Source organism: Diaphorobacter limosus (assembly GCF_033100095.1).
GTDB classification, from domain to species: Bacteria; Pseudomonadota; Gammaproteobacteria; order Burkholderiales; family Burkholderiaceae_C; genus Alicycliphilus; species Alicycliphilus limosus.
In genome coordinates this window covers 2,331,773-2,345,939 of record NZ_CP136921.1, presented here as the reverse complement: position 1 = coordinate 2,345,939, position 14,167 = coordinate 2,331,773, and the positions used below count along the sequence as shown (strand labels likewise).

Here is a 14,167-nt window from a genome sequence, read left to right as displayed (position 1 = left end):
CCCCCCGCTTTACCTCCCTGAGCGGGGCCCTGCGGTGTTGATCGTCGCAAGGCTTTCCAGCCCGGCTCCGTCCGGGCCTCTTTTTTGGCCGAACCCGGCGCGTACACTGCGCCGATGCTCTGGGTCAAAACCTTTCACATCGTCTTCATCGCCAGCTGGTTTGCTGGCCTGTTCTACCTGCCGCGCATCTTCGTCAACCTGGCCATGGTGGCGCCGGGCTCGGTGGCCGAGCGCGACCGGCTGCTGCTCATGGCGCGCAAGTTGCTGCGCTTCACCACACTGCTGGCCGTGCCCGCCATTGGCCTGGGCCTGTGGCTGTGGCTGGGCTATGGCATAGGGCAGGGGGCCGGCAACGGCTGGCTGCATGCCAAGCTGGGCGTGGTGGTGCTCATCGTGCTGTACCACTGGATTTGCGCGCGCATGCTGCGTGCCCTGGCGGCGAACACTGACCAGCATAGCCACCGCTGGTTTCGCTGGTTCAATGAGGTTCCGGTGCTGCTGCTGGTCGTTGCCGTGGCGCTGGTGGTAGTCAAGCCTTTCTGAGGCTGGCCGCTGCGCCATGCACAAGACATCGGCCTGGCCCCTGGCGCTCATCTATGCCGCGCTGATCGTCTTTGCCAGCCTGTTTCCCTTCGAGGGCTGGCGCGAGCAGGGCGTGTCGCCCTGGGTGTTCCTCACGGCGCGCATGCCGCCGCCGTACTGGACCTGGTTTGACGTCAACCTGAATCTGGCTGGCTACGCGCCCCTGGGCTTTCTGCTGGCGCTGGCCCTGCTGCGCACGCACTGGCCGCGCGCGGCCGTGCCGGCGGCGGCGCTGGCCGGGGCGCTGCTGTCGCTCTCCATGGAGTTTTTGCAGATCTATCTGCCGCGGCGCGTGCCCTCCAACATGGATCTGGGGCTCAACGCCGCCGGCGCGCTGCTGGGCGCGCTGGTGGCGGCGCTGCTCGAGCGCCTGGGGGCGATCTCGCACTGGAGCCGGTTTCGCGAGCGCTGGTTCGTGCCGCAGGCGCGTGGCGCGCTGGTGCTGCTGGCGCTGTGGCCCTGGGCGCTGCTGTTTCCGGCGGCCCTGCCACTGGGCCTGGGGCAGGTGTGGGAGCGGCTGGAGGCGGCGCTGGCGGATGTGCTGGAGGGCACACCGTTCAGCGCCTGGCTGCCGGCCGTGGACTTGGCGCTGGAGCCGCTGTCGCCTGGGGGCGAGCTGCTGGCCGTGGCTCTGGGGCTGCTCATCCCCTGCCTGCTGGGTTTCTGCATCATGCGCCACATGGGGCGGCGCATGCTGCTGGCGCTGTCGGCGCTGGCCGTTGGCGTGGCGGCGACGGCGCTGTCCGCCTTGCTCAGCTACGGCCCGGCGCATGCCTGGGAGTGGCTCACGCCGGCCACGGCGATCGGCCTGGGCGTGGGCCTGGCGGCGGCCCTGGGGTTGGCCACGCTGCCCCGGCGCGGCTGCGCGGCGGTGCTGCTGCTGGTGCTGATGCTGCACCTGAACCTGCTCAACCAGGCGCCCACCAACGCCTACTTTGCGCAGACCCTGCAGGCCTGGGAGCAGGGGCGTTTCATCCGCTTCTATGGCCTGGGCCAGTGGCTGGGCTGGCTCTGGCCCTACGCCGCGCTGCTGTATGTACTGCTGCGCGTGTCGCGGCGCGACGTGCAATCCTAAAATTGCCACCCATGAGCGAAACCACCCCCCAGTACTACCAGCGCCACATCTTCTTTTGCCTGAATGAGCGCACCAATGGCGAGAACTGCTGCGCCCAGCACGGCGCGCAACAGGCGTTCGAGCATTGCAAGGCGCTGGTCAAGCAGCAGGGTCTGGCTGGCGCGGGCAAGGTGCGGGTGAACAAGTCCGGTTGCCTGGATCGCTGCGCCGGCGGCCCCATCGCCGTGGTCTACCCCGAGGGGATCTGGTACAGCTATGTGGACATCGCCGACATTGAGGAGATCGTCGAGTCGCACCTGAAGAACGGCGTGGTGGTGGAGCGTTTGCTCACGCCGCCGGAACTTGGGCGTTGATCATTATTCATAAAGATTTTGGCCTGTAACGCTGGATGGTAAAGTGCCATAAGCTCTTGATTAAATAGCAAACATGAATGCCCAGACCGAACGCCTGAGCCTGGCGGGCCCTGCCGGCGCCATCGAGGTAGCGCGCGACGCCGCGGCCGCCGGCGTGGCGCCGCGCGGCGTGGCCGTGATCGCCCACCCGCATCCGCTGTTTGGCGGCACCATGGACAACAAGGTCGTGCAGACCCTGGCGCGCGCCTTTGTCTCCGGCGGCTTTGCCGCTGTGCGCTTCAACTTCCGCGGCGTGGGCGCCTCGGCCGGCGTGCATGACGACGGCCAGGGCGAGCTCGACGACCTGCTGGCCGTGGTGCAGCACATGGCGCCCGAGGGGCCGATCGCCCTGGCCGGTTTTTCGTTTGGCGCCTTCGTCACCAGCCATGCGCTGGCGCGCCTGTGGAGCGAGCGCGAGGTGGTCGCAGCCGTGCTCGTGGGCACGGCCGCCAGCCGCTTCACGGTGGCGCCGGTGCCGCCCGAGGCGCATCTGCGCACCCTCGTCGTGCATGGCGAGCATGATGAAACCGTGCCGCTGACCAGCGTGATGGACTGGGCCCGGCCGCAGACACTGCCGGTTACGGTTGTGCCGGGGGGCGGACATTTCTTTCACGGACAATTGCCGCTGCTGCGCAGCCTGGCCACGCGCCACTTGCAGGCCGTGGCCTGACGCACCTCCCTCATTTCCACACGCATACCGGCCGCCGCGGCCGGTATGTCGCTTTCAGTTGTTTGAAGTACCCGCTCCCACCATGAAGTCTCTCCTGCCCTCATTGCGTTCCCTCGCCTGCGCCGCCCTGATGGCTCCGGCCATCCTCTGGGCCCAGGCGCCCCAGCCGCCGGAAATCGCCGCGCGCAACTACCTGCTGGTGGACGTGACGGCCGGCCAGGTGCTGGCCTCCAAGGACATCGACGCGCCGGTGGAGCAGGCCTCGCTCACCAAGCTGATGACCGGCTACCTGGTGTTCGACGCCCTGCGCGCCAAGAAGATCACGCTGGAGCAAAAGCTGCCGGTGAGCGAGCGCGCCTGGAAGATGCCCGGCTCGCGCATGTTCATCGACCCCAAGATGCAGGTGCCGGTCGATGACCTGCTCAAGGGCATGATCGTGCAGTCGGGCAACGACGCCACCATGGCCCTGGCCGAGGGCGTCGGTGGAACGGCGGAGAACTTCGTGCGCCTGATGAACGAGCAGGCCAAGGCCCTTGGCATGACGGGTACCAGCTACAAGAACCCCGAGGGCCTGACCGAACCCGGCCACACCACCACCGCCAAGGATCTGGCGACCCTGGCCACGCGGTTGATGCAGGACTTTCCACAGTACATGCATTACTACGCCACCAAGCAGTACCGCTACGAGGGCACGCCGGCCTCCAACAGCAGCAATCGCAATGCGCTGCTGTTTCGTGACCCGACGGTGGATGGCCTGAAGACCGGCCATACGGCGGCGGCGGGCTACTGCCTGGTGGCCACGGCCAAGCGCGACTTTCCCAATTTGGGCCAGCGCCGTTTGCTATCCATCGTGCTAGGCGCGGCCAGCGAGAACGCGCGCGCCAATGAAAGCCAGAAACTCCTGAACTGGGGCTACACGGCGTTCGACTCGGTCAAACTGTTCGACGCCGGCCAGGCCGCGGCCACGCCCGCCATCTGGAAGGGTACGCAGAGCACGCTCAAGATCGGCCGCGAGCAGGCCATCGTGATCACCGTGCCCTCGGGCAGCGCCGGCAAGGTCAGCACCGAGATCGTGCGCCAGGATCCGCTGCTGGCTCCCTTCACCAAGGGGCAGCCGGTGGGCACGCTGCGCGTCAAACTTGGCGAGCAGCAGGTCGCCGAGCTGCCCCTGGTGGCCCTGGAGGATGTGGGCCAGGCGGGCATCTTCGGCCGCACCTGGGACGCTATACGCCTCTGGATCAAGTAAGCCGGCGGCGCACGCGTGGGGCTTTTGACAAAGCCATTGCCTGCGCCTGGGCAAGCTGATACATTAGAAGGCTTTTCGGAATTTCCGAAGGGTTTCACGTTTTCGTTTTATCACGTTTAGGGACGTATTAATGCCAACCATTAACCAACTCGTGCGTCAGGGCCGCACGGTCGAAGTTGTCAAATCCAAGAGCCCTGCCATGGAAAACTGCCCTCAGCGCCGTGGCGTGTGCACCCGTGTGTACACCACGACGCCGAAGAAGCCCAACTCCGCTCTGCGTAAGGTCGCCAAGGTGCGCCTGACCAATGGCTTCGAGGTCATCTCCTGCATCGGCGGTGAAGGCCACAACCTGCAAGAGCACAGCGTGGTGCTGGTGCGCGGCGGCCGGGTCAAGGACTTGCCCGGTGTGCGTTACCACATCGTGCGTGGTTCGCTCGACCTGCAAGGCGTCAAGGATCGCAAGCAGTCGCGCTCCAAGTATGGTGCCAAGAAGCCCAAGGCCAAGTAAGCCCTGGTTCTTCAGGTTTGAATTTTTGGTGCTGCCTTGCCGCGTGGCGCGGTGTGCAGCGTAGTGACCCGAAGCGCAAAATGGTTTGCGTGGGTCGAGTAAGTGGGAGTCCATCATGGCTCTCGCGGTGTTCGGAAACGGCGCCAACTGAAGCAAAGATAGAGGTGAAAAATGCCACGTCGTCGCGAAGTCCCCAAACGTGAAATCCTGCCGGATCCCAAGTTCGGCAATGTAGAGCTGTCCAAATTCATGAACGTGATCATGGAAGGCGGCAAGAAGGCAGTTGCAGAGCGCATCATCTATGGCGCGCTGGAGCTGATCGAGAAGAAGCAGCCCGAGAAGAACGCCCTGGAGGTGTTCACCACGGCCATCAACAACGTCAAGCCCATGGTGGAAGTGAAGTCCCGCCGCGTGGGCGGCGCCAACTACCAGGTGCCCGTCGAAGTGCGCCCGGTGCGCCGTCTGGCGCTGTCGATGCGCTGGATCAAGGAAGCCGCGCGCAAGCGCAGCGAGAAGTCCATGGCCCAGCGCCTGGCCAACGAGCTGATGGAAGCCACCGAAGGCCGTGGCGGCGCGATGAAGCGCCGTGACGAAGTGCATCGCATGGCCGAAGCCAACAAGGCCTTCAGCCACTTCCGCTTCTAAGTCTCGTCCTTTGTCTCGAAGGCTGGGAGCCCGATTCGCCGCTTTGGCGGACGGGCTCTTGGCCGTTAACGAAAGTCCATCATGGCACGCAAAACACCCCTAGAGCGCTACCGCAACATCGGTATCTCGGCCCACATCGATGCGGGTAAAACCACCACCTCCGAACGTATCCTGTTCTACACCGGCGTGACCCACAAGCTGGGCGAAGTGCACGACGGCGCTGCCACCACCGACTGGATGGAGCAGGAGCAAGAGCGCGGCATCACGATCACCTCGTCGGCCGTGACCTGCTTCTGGAAGGGCATGGACCTGTCGCGCCCCGAGCACCGCATCAACATCATCGACACCCCCGGCCACGTGGACTTCACCATCGAGGTGGAGCGTTCCATGCGCGTGCTCGACGGCGCCGTGATGGTGTACTGCGCCGTGGGTGGCGTGCAGCCCCAGTCCGAAACCGTCTGGCGTCAGGCCAACAAGCACAAGGTGCCGCGCCTGGCCTTTGTGAACAAGATGGACCGAACCGGTGCCAACTTCTTCAAGGTCGTGGACCAGATGAAGCTGCGCCTGAAGGCCAACCCGGTGCCCATCGTGGTGCCGATCGGCGCGGAAGACAAGTTCCAGGGCGTGGTCGATCTGCTGAAGATGAAGGCCATCATCTGGGACGAAGCCTCCCAGGGCATGAAGTTCGAATACGGCGACATCCCCGCCGATCTGGTCGAGACCTGCAACAAGTGGCGCGAGAACATGGTCGAGGCAGCAGCCGAGGCCAGCGAAGAGCTGATGAACAAGTACCTGGAAGAGGGTGACCTGTCTGAAGCGGAAATCATCGCCGGCCTGCGCCAGCGCACCATCGCCACCGAAATCCAGCCCATGCTGTGCGGCTCGGCCTTCAAGAACAAGGGCGTGCAGCGCATGCTCGACGCCGTGCTGGATCTGCTGCCCTCGCCGGTGGACATCCCCGACGTGGCCGGCACGGACCCCGAAGACGAAGAGAAGAAGCTTTCGCGCAAGGCTGACGACAACGAGAAGTTCTCGGCCCTGGCCTTCAAGCTGATGACCGACCCCTTTGTCGGCCAGCTGACCTTTGTGCGTGTCTACTCGGGCGTGCTGACCAAGGGCGACACCGTCTACAACGCCGTCAAGGGCAAGAAGGAGCGCATCGGCCGTATCGTGCAGATGCACGCCAACGAGCGTCAGGAAATCGAAGAAATCCGCGCCGGCGACATCGCTGCCTGCGTGGGCCTGAAGGAAGTGACCACCGGTGACACGCTGTGTGATCTGGACAACCACATCATGCTCGAGAAGATGATCTTCCCCGAGCCCGTGATTGCCCAGGCCGTGGAACCCAAGTCCAAGGCTGACCAGGAAAAGATGGGCATCGCCCTGTCGCGTCTGGCCTCCGAAGACCCGTCCTTCCGCGTGCGTTCCGACGAAGAGTCGGGCCAGACCATCATCGCCGGCATGGGCGAGCTGCACCTGGAAATCATCGTCGACCGCATGAAGCGCGAGTTTGGCGTCGAAGCCAACGTCGGCAAGCCCCAGGTGGCCTACCGCGAAACCATCCGCAACACCGTCAAGGACGTGGATGGCAAGTTCGTGCGCCAGTCCGGTGGTAAGGGTCAGTACGGCCACGTCGTGTTCCGTCTGGAGCCCAACGAGCCGGGCAAGGGCTTTGAGTTCCTGGACGAAATCAAGGGCGGCGTGGTTCCGCGCGAGTACATCCCGGCGGTGGAAAAGGGTGTCGTCGAGGCCCTGACCTCGGGCGTGCTGGCCGGCTACCCGGTGGTTGACGTGAAGGTCGCTCTGACCTTCGGCTCGTACCACGACGTGGACTCGTCCGAGCAGGCGTTCAAGATGGCCGCCATCTTCGGCTTCAAGGAAGCCGCCAAGAAGGCCAGCCCCGTCATCCTCGAGCCCATGATGGCCGTGGAAGTCGAGACGCCGGAAGACTACGCCGGCACGGTGATGGGTGACCTGTCCAGCCGTCGCGGCATGGTGCAGGGCATGGACGACATGGTCGGCGGTGGCAAGGCCATCAAGGCCGAGGTGCCGCTGTCCGAAATGTTCGGCTACGCCACACAGCTGCGCTCCATGACGCAAGGTCGCGCCACCTACACGATGGAGTTCAAGCACTACGCCGAAGCTCCGCGCAACGTGGCCGAGGCCATCGTCGCCGCCCGCGCGAAATAAGAGTCAAAAGGGCTGTAAACGCTTGCCAAATAAGCGCGGACAGCTCTTTTTTTAGAAGCAGTTTCTGCAATCTGCGATCCGGTGCCCGTCCCGTTGTCCTGTGCGTGGCGGATCAGCAACCGGGTGCAGACGTTAAACCCTCACACAGGCATTGCTCTTTTGGAGTTTGAAAATGGCAAAAGGTAAATTCGAACGCACCAAGCCCCACGTGAACGTGGGCACGATCGGTCACGTGGACCATGGCAAGACGACGCTGACGGCGGCGATTGCCACGGTGCTGTCCAAGAAGTTTGGCGGCGAAGCCAAGGGCTACGACCAGATCGACAACGCGCCCGAAGAAAAGGCCCGCGGCATCACCATCAACACCTCGCACGTCGAGTACGAGACCGCCAACCGCCACTACGCCCACGTGGACTGCCCCGGCCACGCCGACTATGTGAAGAACATGATCACCGGCGCCGCCCAGATGGACGGCGCCATCCTGGTGTGCTCGGCCGCTGACGGCCCCATGCCCCAGACGCGCGAGCACATCCTGCTGGCCCGCCAGGTGGGCGTGCCCTACATCATCGTGTTCCTGAACAAGTGCGACATGGTGGACGACGAAGAGCTGCTCGAGCTGGTCGAAATGGAAGTGCGCGAACTGCTGGACAAGTACGATTTCCCCGGCGACGACACCCCCATCATCCGTGGCTCGGCCAAGCTGGCCCTCGAAGGCGACCAGTCCGACAAGGGTGAGCCCGCCATCCTGAAGCTCGCCGAAGCCCTGGACACCTACATCCCCACGCCCGAGCGCGCCGTGGACGGCGCCTTCCTGATGCCCGTGGAAGACGTGTTCTCCATCTCCGGCCGTGGCACCGTGGTGACCGGTCGCGTCGAGCGCGGCATCATCAAGGTCGGTGAAGAAATCGAAATCGTCGGCATCCGCGACACGCAAAAGACCACCTGCACCGGCGTGGAAATGTTCCGCAAGCTGCTGGATCAGGGCCAGGCTGGCGACAACGTCGGTCTGCTGCTGCGCGGCACCAAGCGTGAAGACGTCGAGCGCGGCCAGGTGCTGTGCAAGCCCGGCTCCATCAAGCCGCACACCCACTTCACGGCTGAGGTGTATGTTTTGAGCAAGGACGAAGGCGGCCGCCACACCCCGTTCTTCAACAACTACCGTCCGCAGTTCTACTTCCGCACGACCGACGTGACCGGCTCCATCGAGCTGCCCGCCGACAAGGAAATGGTCATGCCCGGCGACAACGTGTCGATCACCGTCAAGCTGATCGCCCCCATCGCCATGGAAGAAGGCCTGCGCTTCGCCATCCGCGAAGGCGGCCGCACCGTGGGTGCCGGCGTCGTTGCCAAGATCATTGCGTAATCCTGCAATCACAAGGAATACCCAATGTCCAAGCAAAAGATCCGTATCCGCCTGAAGGCGTTTGATTACAAGCTGATCGACCAGTCGGCTGCCGAGATCGTGGAAACCGCCAAGCGCACCGGCGCCATCGTCAAGGGCCCCGTGCCCCTGCCTACGCGCATGAAGCGTTTCGACATCCTGCGTTCGCCGCACGTCAACAAGACCAGCCGTGACCAGCTGGAGATCCGCACGCACCAGCGCCTGATGGACATCGTCGATCCCACGGACAAGACCGTGGACGCGCTGATGAAGCTCGACCTGCCGGCCGGCGTGGACGTAGAGATCAAGCTGCAGTAACCCCTGTCGCCGATCGGGCGTGGCCGTGAGGCCGCGTCACAACTAACGCGGACTTGCTTGAAAAGGCAGTCCGCGTTATACTTTGCGGCTTCGCGTTTTTGCGCCTCGGTTTCTGGGGTGCGGCCGCGGAGTTTTATCAACCTTCTTTCACGCACCCTGAAAGCCAGTCGGTGCAAACGCCTGGGCCAATTGCAGTCGAGGCGGTGGAAGTTTTGGAGAAAACCAATGAGTCTGTGCAACTCCCTCGGGTTGCTGGGCCGCAAGGTGGGCATGATGCGTCTGTTCACCGATGACGGGGACGCAGTGCCCGTCACGGTGGTGGATGTGTCCAACAACCGCGTGACCCAGGTGAAAACCCAAGAGAACGATGGCTACGTGGCCCTGCAGGTCACGTTCGGCGCACGCAAAGCTTCGCGTGTGACCAAGCCAGAAGCCGGCCACCTCGCCAAGGCGGGTGTCGAAGCCGGTGAAATCATCCGCGAATTCCCCGTGACCGCTGAAGTCGCTGGCAAGTACGCCGCAGGCGCTACTGTGCCCGTCGCCGACGTGTTCGCCGTGGGTCAGAAGGTGGACGTGCAAGGTACTTCCATCGGCAAGGGCTACGCCGGCACCATCAAGCGCCACAACTTCGGTTCGCAGCGCGCCTCGCACGGTAACAGCCGCTCGCACAATGTTCCTGGCTCCATCGGCATGGCGCAGGATCCGGGCCGCGTGTTCCCTGGCAAGAAGATGACCGGTCACCTCGGTGACGTGACGGTCACGACGCAAAACCTCGACGTGGTTCGCATCGACGAAGCACGCCAACTGCTCTTGATCAAGGGCGCTGTTCCGGGCTCCAAGAGTGGGTTCGTTACGGTGCGTCCGGCCATCAAGGCGCCAGCTTCCAAAGGAGCGAACTAATGCAGCTCGAACTCCTGAATGAACAAGGCCAGGCGGCATCCAAGGTGGATGTGCCCGAGACCGTGTTTGACCGCCAGTACAACGAAGACCTGATCCACCAGATCGTCGTCGCCTACCAGGCCAATGCCCGCCAAGGCACGCGTGCCCAGAAGGACCGCGAGCAGGTGCGTCACTCGACCAAGAAGCCCTTCAAGCAAAAGGGCACCGGCAACGCACGTGCTGGTATGACCTCCTCGCCACTGTGGCGTGGGGGCGGTCGCATCTTCCCGAACCTGCCTGATGAAAACTTCACGCAGAAGATCAACAAGAAGATGTACCGCGCCGGCATGGCCGCCATCCTGTCGCAGCTGGCCCGCGAAGGCCGCCTGGCCGTGGTGGACTCGCTGAAGCTGGAAAGCCCCAAGACCAAGGTGCTGGCCGACAAGTTCAAGGCCATGAACCTGCAGTCGGTGATGGTGATCGCCGATGAGGTCGATGAAAACCTGTACCTCGCCTCGCGCAATCTGAAGAACGTGTTCGTCGTCGAGCCGCGTTATGCAGACCCCGTGTCGCTGGTGCACTACAAGAAAGTGCTCGTCACCAAGGGCGCGATCGACAAACTCAAGGAGATGTTCGCATGAGCACGCTGAAGTTTGACGAAGGTCGTCTGATGCAGGTGTTGGTTGCTCCCATCGTGTCCGAAAAGGCCACCATGGTTGCCGAGAAGTCCAACGCCGTGACGTTCAAGGTACTGCAGAACGCAACCAAGCCCGAGATCAAGGCCGCCGTGGAACTGATGTTCAAGGTGGAAGTGAAGGGCGTTTCTGTGGTGAACACCAAAGGCAAGACCAAGCGCTTTGGCAAGACCATGGGCCGTCGCGACAACGTGCGCAAGGCCTATGTGCTGCTCAAGGAAGGTCAAGAGCTGAACCTGTCCGGGGAGGCTGCGTAAACCATGGCCGTTATCAAGATCAAACCGACTTCCCCGGGCCGTCGCGGCACGGTGAAGATCTCGCGTGACCACCTGCACAAGGGTGAGGCGTTCGCAGCCTTGCTGGAACCCCAGTTCCAGAAGGCCGGCCGCAACAACAACGGTCACATCACCACCCGTCACAAGGGCGGTGGCCACAAGCACCACTACCGCGTGGTGGACTTCCGTCGCAACAAGGACGCCATCCCCGCCAAGGTGGAGCGCATCGAGTACGACCCCAACCGCTCGGCCCATATCGCCCTGGTGTGCTATGCCGACGGCGAGCGTCGCTACATCATCGCCCCGCGCAACCTGGAAGTGGGCAGCTCCATCGTGAGCGGCTCCGAGGCCCCGATCCGCGTCGGCAATACGCTGCCGATCCGCAACATCCCGGTGGGCTCGACCATCCACTGCATCGAGCTGAAAGCCGGTGCCGGTGCCCAGATCGCCCGCTCGGCCGGTACCTCGGCCACGCTGCTGGCGCGCGAAGGCATGTACGCCCAGGTGCGCATGCGCTCCGGCGAAGTGCGCAAGATCCACATCGAGTGCCGCGCCACCATCGGTGAAGTGGCCAACGAAGAGCACAGCCTGCGCCAGTTGGGCAAGGCCGGTGTCAAGCGCTGGATGGGCATCCGCCCGACGGTGCGCGGTGTGGCCATGAACCCGATCGACCACCCGCACGGTGGTGGTGAGGGTCGTACCGGCGAAGGCCGTCACGCAGTTGACCCATGGGGCAACCTGACGAAGGGCTATCGCACCCGCAACAACAAGCGCACGCAGACCATGATCGTCTCGCGTCGCAAGAAGTAAGAGGTAGCAAATGACTCGTTCTCTCAAAAAGGGTCCGTTTGTTGACCATCACTTGCTGGCCAAGGTCGAGAAGGCCATCGCCACCAAGGACAAGAAGCCAGTCAAGACCTGGTCGCGTCGCTCCATGGTTCTGCCCGAGTTCATCGGTCTGACCATTGCCGTGCATAACGGCAAGCAGCATGTGCCGGTTTATGTCACCGACCAGATGGTGGGCCACAAGCTGGGCGAATTCGCCCTGACGCGCACCTTCAAGGGTCACCCCGCGGACAAAAAAGTCCAGAAGAAGTAAGGAACGACCATGTCTGAAACACGTGCAGTCCTCCGGGGCGTCCGTTTGTCGGTGGACAAGGGTCGCCTGGTCGCTGATCTGATCCGCGGCAAGAAGGTGGATCAGGCTCTGAACATCCTGGCTTTCACGCAGAAAAAAGCTGCCGTGATCGTCAAGAAGGTGCTGGAGTCCGCCATCGCCAACGCCGAGCACAACGACGGCGCCGACATCGACGATCTGAAGGTCAAGACCATCTTCGTCGAGCAGGGCACCACGCTCAAGCGCTTCACGGCGCGCGCCAAGGGCCGCGGCAACCGCATCAGCAAGCCGACGTGCCACATCTACGTGACCGTGGGCAACTAAAGGCCAGAGGAAGAATATGGGACAGAAAATCCATCCTACCGGCTTCCGCCTGTCGGTCAGCCGTAACTGGGCCAGCCGCTGGTACGCGAGCAACCGTGACTTCGCCGGCATGCTGGCCGAAGACATCAAGGTGCGCGAGTTCCTGAAGGCCAAGCTGAAGAACGCCGCGGTCTCGCGCATCCTGATCGAGCGCCCCGCCAAGAACGCCCGCATCACGATTTTCTCGGCACGTCCGGGCGTCGTGATCGGCAAGAAGGGCGAGGATATCGAGAACCTGAAGAAGGAACTCGCTACGCGTCTGGGCGTGCCCGTTGCTGTCAACATCGAGGAAGTGCGCAAGCCCGAAATCGATGCCAAGCTGATCGCCGACTCGATCACCCAGCAGCTGGAAAAGCGCATCATGTTCCGCCGCGCCATGAAGCGCGCCATGCAGAACGCCATGCGCCTGGGCGCCCAGGGCATCAAGATCATGTCCGCCGGTCGTCTGAACGGCATCGAAATCGCCCGTACCGAGTGGTACCGCGAAGGCCGTGTACCGCTGCACACCCTGCGCGCCGACATCGACTACGGCACCTCCGAAGCCAAGACCACCTATGGTGTGATCGGCGTGAAGGTCTGGGTCTACAAGGGCGACACACTGGGTCGTGGCGACCTGCCTGCTGCCGAGACGCCGCGCCCCGAAGAGGAGCGCCGCCCGCGTGGCCCGCGCCGCGACGGCCGTGGTGATGGCCGCCGTGACGGTGCCGGCCGTGGTGGCCGCCGCCCCATGGGCGCCAACGCAGCACCTGCCGACGGTAGCGACAAGCCCGCTGGCGCTGGTGCAGATTCCGTTAAGCGCGTTCGTAAAGACGCGCCCGCTTCAGCTGCGGACGGTAAAGGAGAATAAACATGCTGCAACCTGCTCGCCGCAAGTTCCGTAAGGAGCAAAAAGGCCGCAACACCGGTATCGCCACGCGTGGCAATTCGGTGGCATTCGGTGACTTCGGTCTGAAGTGCACGGATCGTGGCCGTCTGACGGCCCGCCAGATCGAGGCCGCACGTCGTGCGATCTCGCGTCACGTCAAGCGTGGCGGTCGTATCTGGATCCGCGTGTTCCCCGACAAGCCGATTTCCACCAAGCCCGCAGAAGTGCGTATGGGTAACGGCAAGGGCAACCCCGAGTACTACGTTGCCGAGATCCAGCCCGGCAAGGTGGTGTTCGAAATCGTTGGCGTTCCCGAAGAACTGGCCCGCGAAGCGTTCCGCCTGGCTGCCGCCAAGCTGCCGCTACGCACCACCTTCGTTGCCCGTCAGATTGGCGCCTAAGGAGAATCAACATGACCAAAGCTGCTGAACTCCGCCAAAAGGACGTGGCCGGCCTCGAAGCCGAAATCAAGTCGCTGCAAAAGGCCCATTTCGGCCTTCGCATGCAGAAGGCCACGCAACAGCTGGGCAACACCAACACGCTGCGTACCACGCGCCGTGACATTGCCCGCGCCAAGACCATTCTTGCTGAAAAGCAAGCCGCCAAGTAATCCAGGAGCGAACATGACGGAAGCCAAACCCTCCCTCAAGCGCACCTTGGTTGGCAAGGTGGTCAGCGACAAGCGTACCAAGACCGTGACCGTGCTCGTCGAGCGCCGCGTCAAGCACCCCATCTACGACAAGATCATGATCAAGTCGAGCAAGTACCACGCCCACGACGAGAACGGCGAGTACAAGATGGGCGACACCATCGAGATCACGGAAAGCCGTCCGCTTTCCAAGACCAAGAACTGGGTAGCGACCCGCCTGGTGCAAAAGGCCGCTCTGGTCTAAGCCTTATCGGCTCCCGGGCAGCAATGCCCATGGAAACGACCCACAATGTGGGTCGTTTTTTTATTCCAAGGAG

The 14,167-nt window shown here is 63.3% G+C and carries 20 protein-coding genes; all 20 read left to right on the top strand.

Annotated features, from left to right (window positions below):
• Positions 1-114: 114 nt before the first annotated feature.
• The 20 genes from P4826_RS11390 (at position 115) to rpsQ (ending at position 14,094) form a co-directional block, all read left to right on the top strand.
• Positions 115-543, top strand: a complete 429-nt coding sequence (locus P4826_RS11390; protein WP_317700506.1) for a CopD family protein — start codon at positions 115-117, stop codon at positions 541-543.
• Between the two features lie 16 nt (positions 544-559).
• Positions 560-1,657, top strand: a complete 1,098-nt coding sequence (locus P4826_RS11385; RefSeq protein ID WP_317700505.1) for a VanZ family protein — start codon at positions 560-562, stop codon at positions 1,655-1,657.
• A gap of 11 nt (positions 1,658-1,668) precedes the next feature.
• The gene (locus tag P4826_RS11380; protein WP_317700504.1) at positions 1,669-2,010 is read left to right on the top strand and encodes a (2Fe-2S) ferredoxin domain-containing protein; all 342 of its coding nucleotides are present in this window, start codon (positions 1,669-1,671) and stop codon (positions 2,008-2,010) included.
• Between the two features lie 73 nt (positions 2,011-2,083).
• Positions 2,084-2,719, top strand: coding sequence for an alpha/beta hydrolase (locus P4826_RS11375; protein ID WP_317700503.1), 636 nt, complete (start codon positions 2,084-2,086; stop codon positions 2,717-2,719).
• 82 nt (positions 2,720-2,801) lie between these two features.
• Complete coding sequence (locus P4826_RS11370) at positions 2,802-3,965, top strand: D-alanyl-D-alanine carboxypeptidase family protein (RefSeq protein WP_317700502.1); 1,164 nt, start codon at positions 2,802-2,804, stop codon at positions 3,963-3,965.
• A gap of 130 nt (positions 3,966-4,095) precedes the next feature.
• Positions 4,096-4,473, top strand: coding sequence for a 30S ribosomal protein S12 (gene rpsL, locus P4826_RS11365; protein WP_317700501.1), 378 nt, complete (start codon positions 4,096-4,098; stop codon positions 4,471-4,473).
• Between the two features lie 171 nt (positions 4,474-4,644).
• Positions 4,645-5,118, top strand: a complete 474-nt coding sequence (rpsG, locus tag P4826_RS11360; protein ID WP_317700500.1) for a 30S ribosomal protein S7 — start codon at positions 4,645-4,647, stop codon at positions 5,116-5,118.
• An 81-nt stretch (positions 5,119-5,199) separates the two neighbouring features.
• Positions 5,200-7,308: an elongation factor G gene (gene fusA / locus P4826_RS11355; protein WP_317700499.1), complete on the top strand. Its 2,109-nt coding sequence runs from the start codon at positions 5,200-5,202 to the stop codon at positions 7,306-7,308.
• Positions 7,309-7,480: 172 nt separating this feature from the next.
• Positions 7,481-8,671: an elongation factor Tu gene (gene tuf, locus P4826_RS11350; protein ID WP_317700467.1), complete on the top strand. Its 1,191-nt coding sequence runs from the start codon at positions 7,481-7,483 to the stop codon at positions 8,669-8,671.
• 24 nt (positions 8,672-8,695) lie between these two features.
• Positions 8,696-9,007, top strand: a complete 312-nt coding sequence (gene rpsJ / locus P4826_RS11345) for a 30S ribosomal protein S10 (RefSeq protein ID WP_317700498.1) — start codon at positions 8,696-8,698, stop codon at positions 9,005-9,007.
• Between the two features lie 225 nt (positions 9,008-9,232).
• A complete protein-coding gene (rplC, locus tag P4826_RS11340; RefSeq protein WP_317700497.1) occupies positions 9,233-9,907 on the top strand; it encodes a 50S ribosomal protein L3 in 675 nt (224 codons plus the stop codon).
• Entirely contained in the window at positions 9,907-10,527 is a 621-nt protein-coding gene (rplD, locus tag P4826_RS11335; protein ID WP_317700496.1) for a 50S ribosomal protein L4, read from the top strand. Before rplC ends, rplD begins: the two co-directional genes overlap by 1 nt.
• Entirely contained in the window at positions 10,524-10,838 is a 315-nt protein-coding gene (rplW, locus tag P4826_RS11330) for a 50S ribosomal protein L23 (protein WP_011803744.1), read from the top strand. Before rplD ends, rplW begins: the two co-directional genes overlap by 4 nt.
• A gap of 3 nt (positions 10,839-10,841) precedes the next feature.
• Positions 10,842-11,666, top strand: a complete 825-nt coding sequence (gene rplB / locus P4826_RS11325) for a 50S ribosomal protein L2 (RefSeq protein ID WP_317700495.1) — start codon at positions 10,842-10,844, stop codon at positions 11,664-11,666.
• A gap of 10 nt (positions 11,667-11,676) precedes the next feature.
• Positions 11,677-11,955: a 30S ribosomal protein S19 gene (gene rpsS, locus P4826_RS11320; protein WP_024813777.1), complete on the top strand. Its 279-nt coding sequence runs from the start codon at positions 11,677-11,679 to the stop codon at positions 11,953-11,955.
• A 9-nt stretch (positions 11,956-11,964) separates the two neighbouring features.
• Positions 11,965-12,297: a 50S ribosomal protein L22 gene (gene rplV, locus P4826_RS11315; protein WP_011803747.1), complete on the top strand. Its 333-nt coding sequence runs from the start codon at positions 11,965-11,967 to the stop codon at positions 12,295-12,297.
• A 16-nt stretch (positions 12,298-12,313) separates the two neighbouring features.
• Entirely contained in the window at positions 12,314-13,183 is an 870-nt protein-coding gene (gene rpsC / locus P4826_RS11310) for a 30S ribosomal protein S3 (RefSeq protein WP_317700494.1), read from the top strand.
• 2 nt (positions 13,184-13,185) lie between these two features.
• Positions 13,186-13,602 carry a 50S ribosomal protein L16 gene (gene rplP, locus P4826_RS11305; protein ID WP_013517326.1) on the top strand — a complete coding sequence of 139 codons (417 nt, stop codon included), beginning with the start codon at positions 13,186-13,188 and terminating at the stop codon, positions 13,600-13,602.
• Between the two features lie 11 nt (positions 13,603-13,613).
• Positions 13,614-13,811, top strand: a complete 198-nt coding sequence (gene rpmC, locus P4826_RS11300) for a 50S ribosomal protein L29 (protein WP_187735275.1) — start codon at positions 13,614-13,616, stop codon at positions 13,809-13,811.
• Positions 13,812-13,824: 13 nt separating this feature from the next.
• Positions 13,825-14,094, top strand: a complete 270-nt coding sequence (gene rpsQ / locus P4826_RS11295) for a 30S ribosomal protein S17 (protein WP_317700493.1) — start codon at positions 13,825-13,827, stop codon at positions 14,092-14,094.
• Positions 14,095-14,167: the final 73 nt, after the last annotated feature.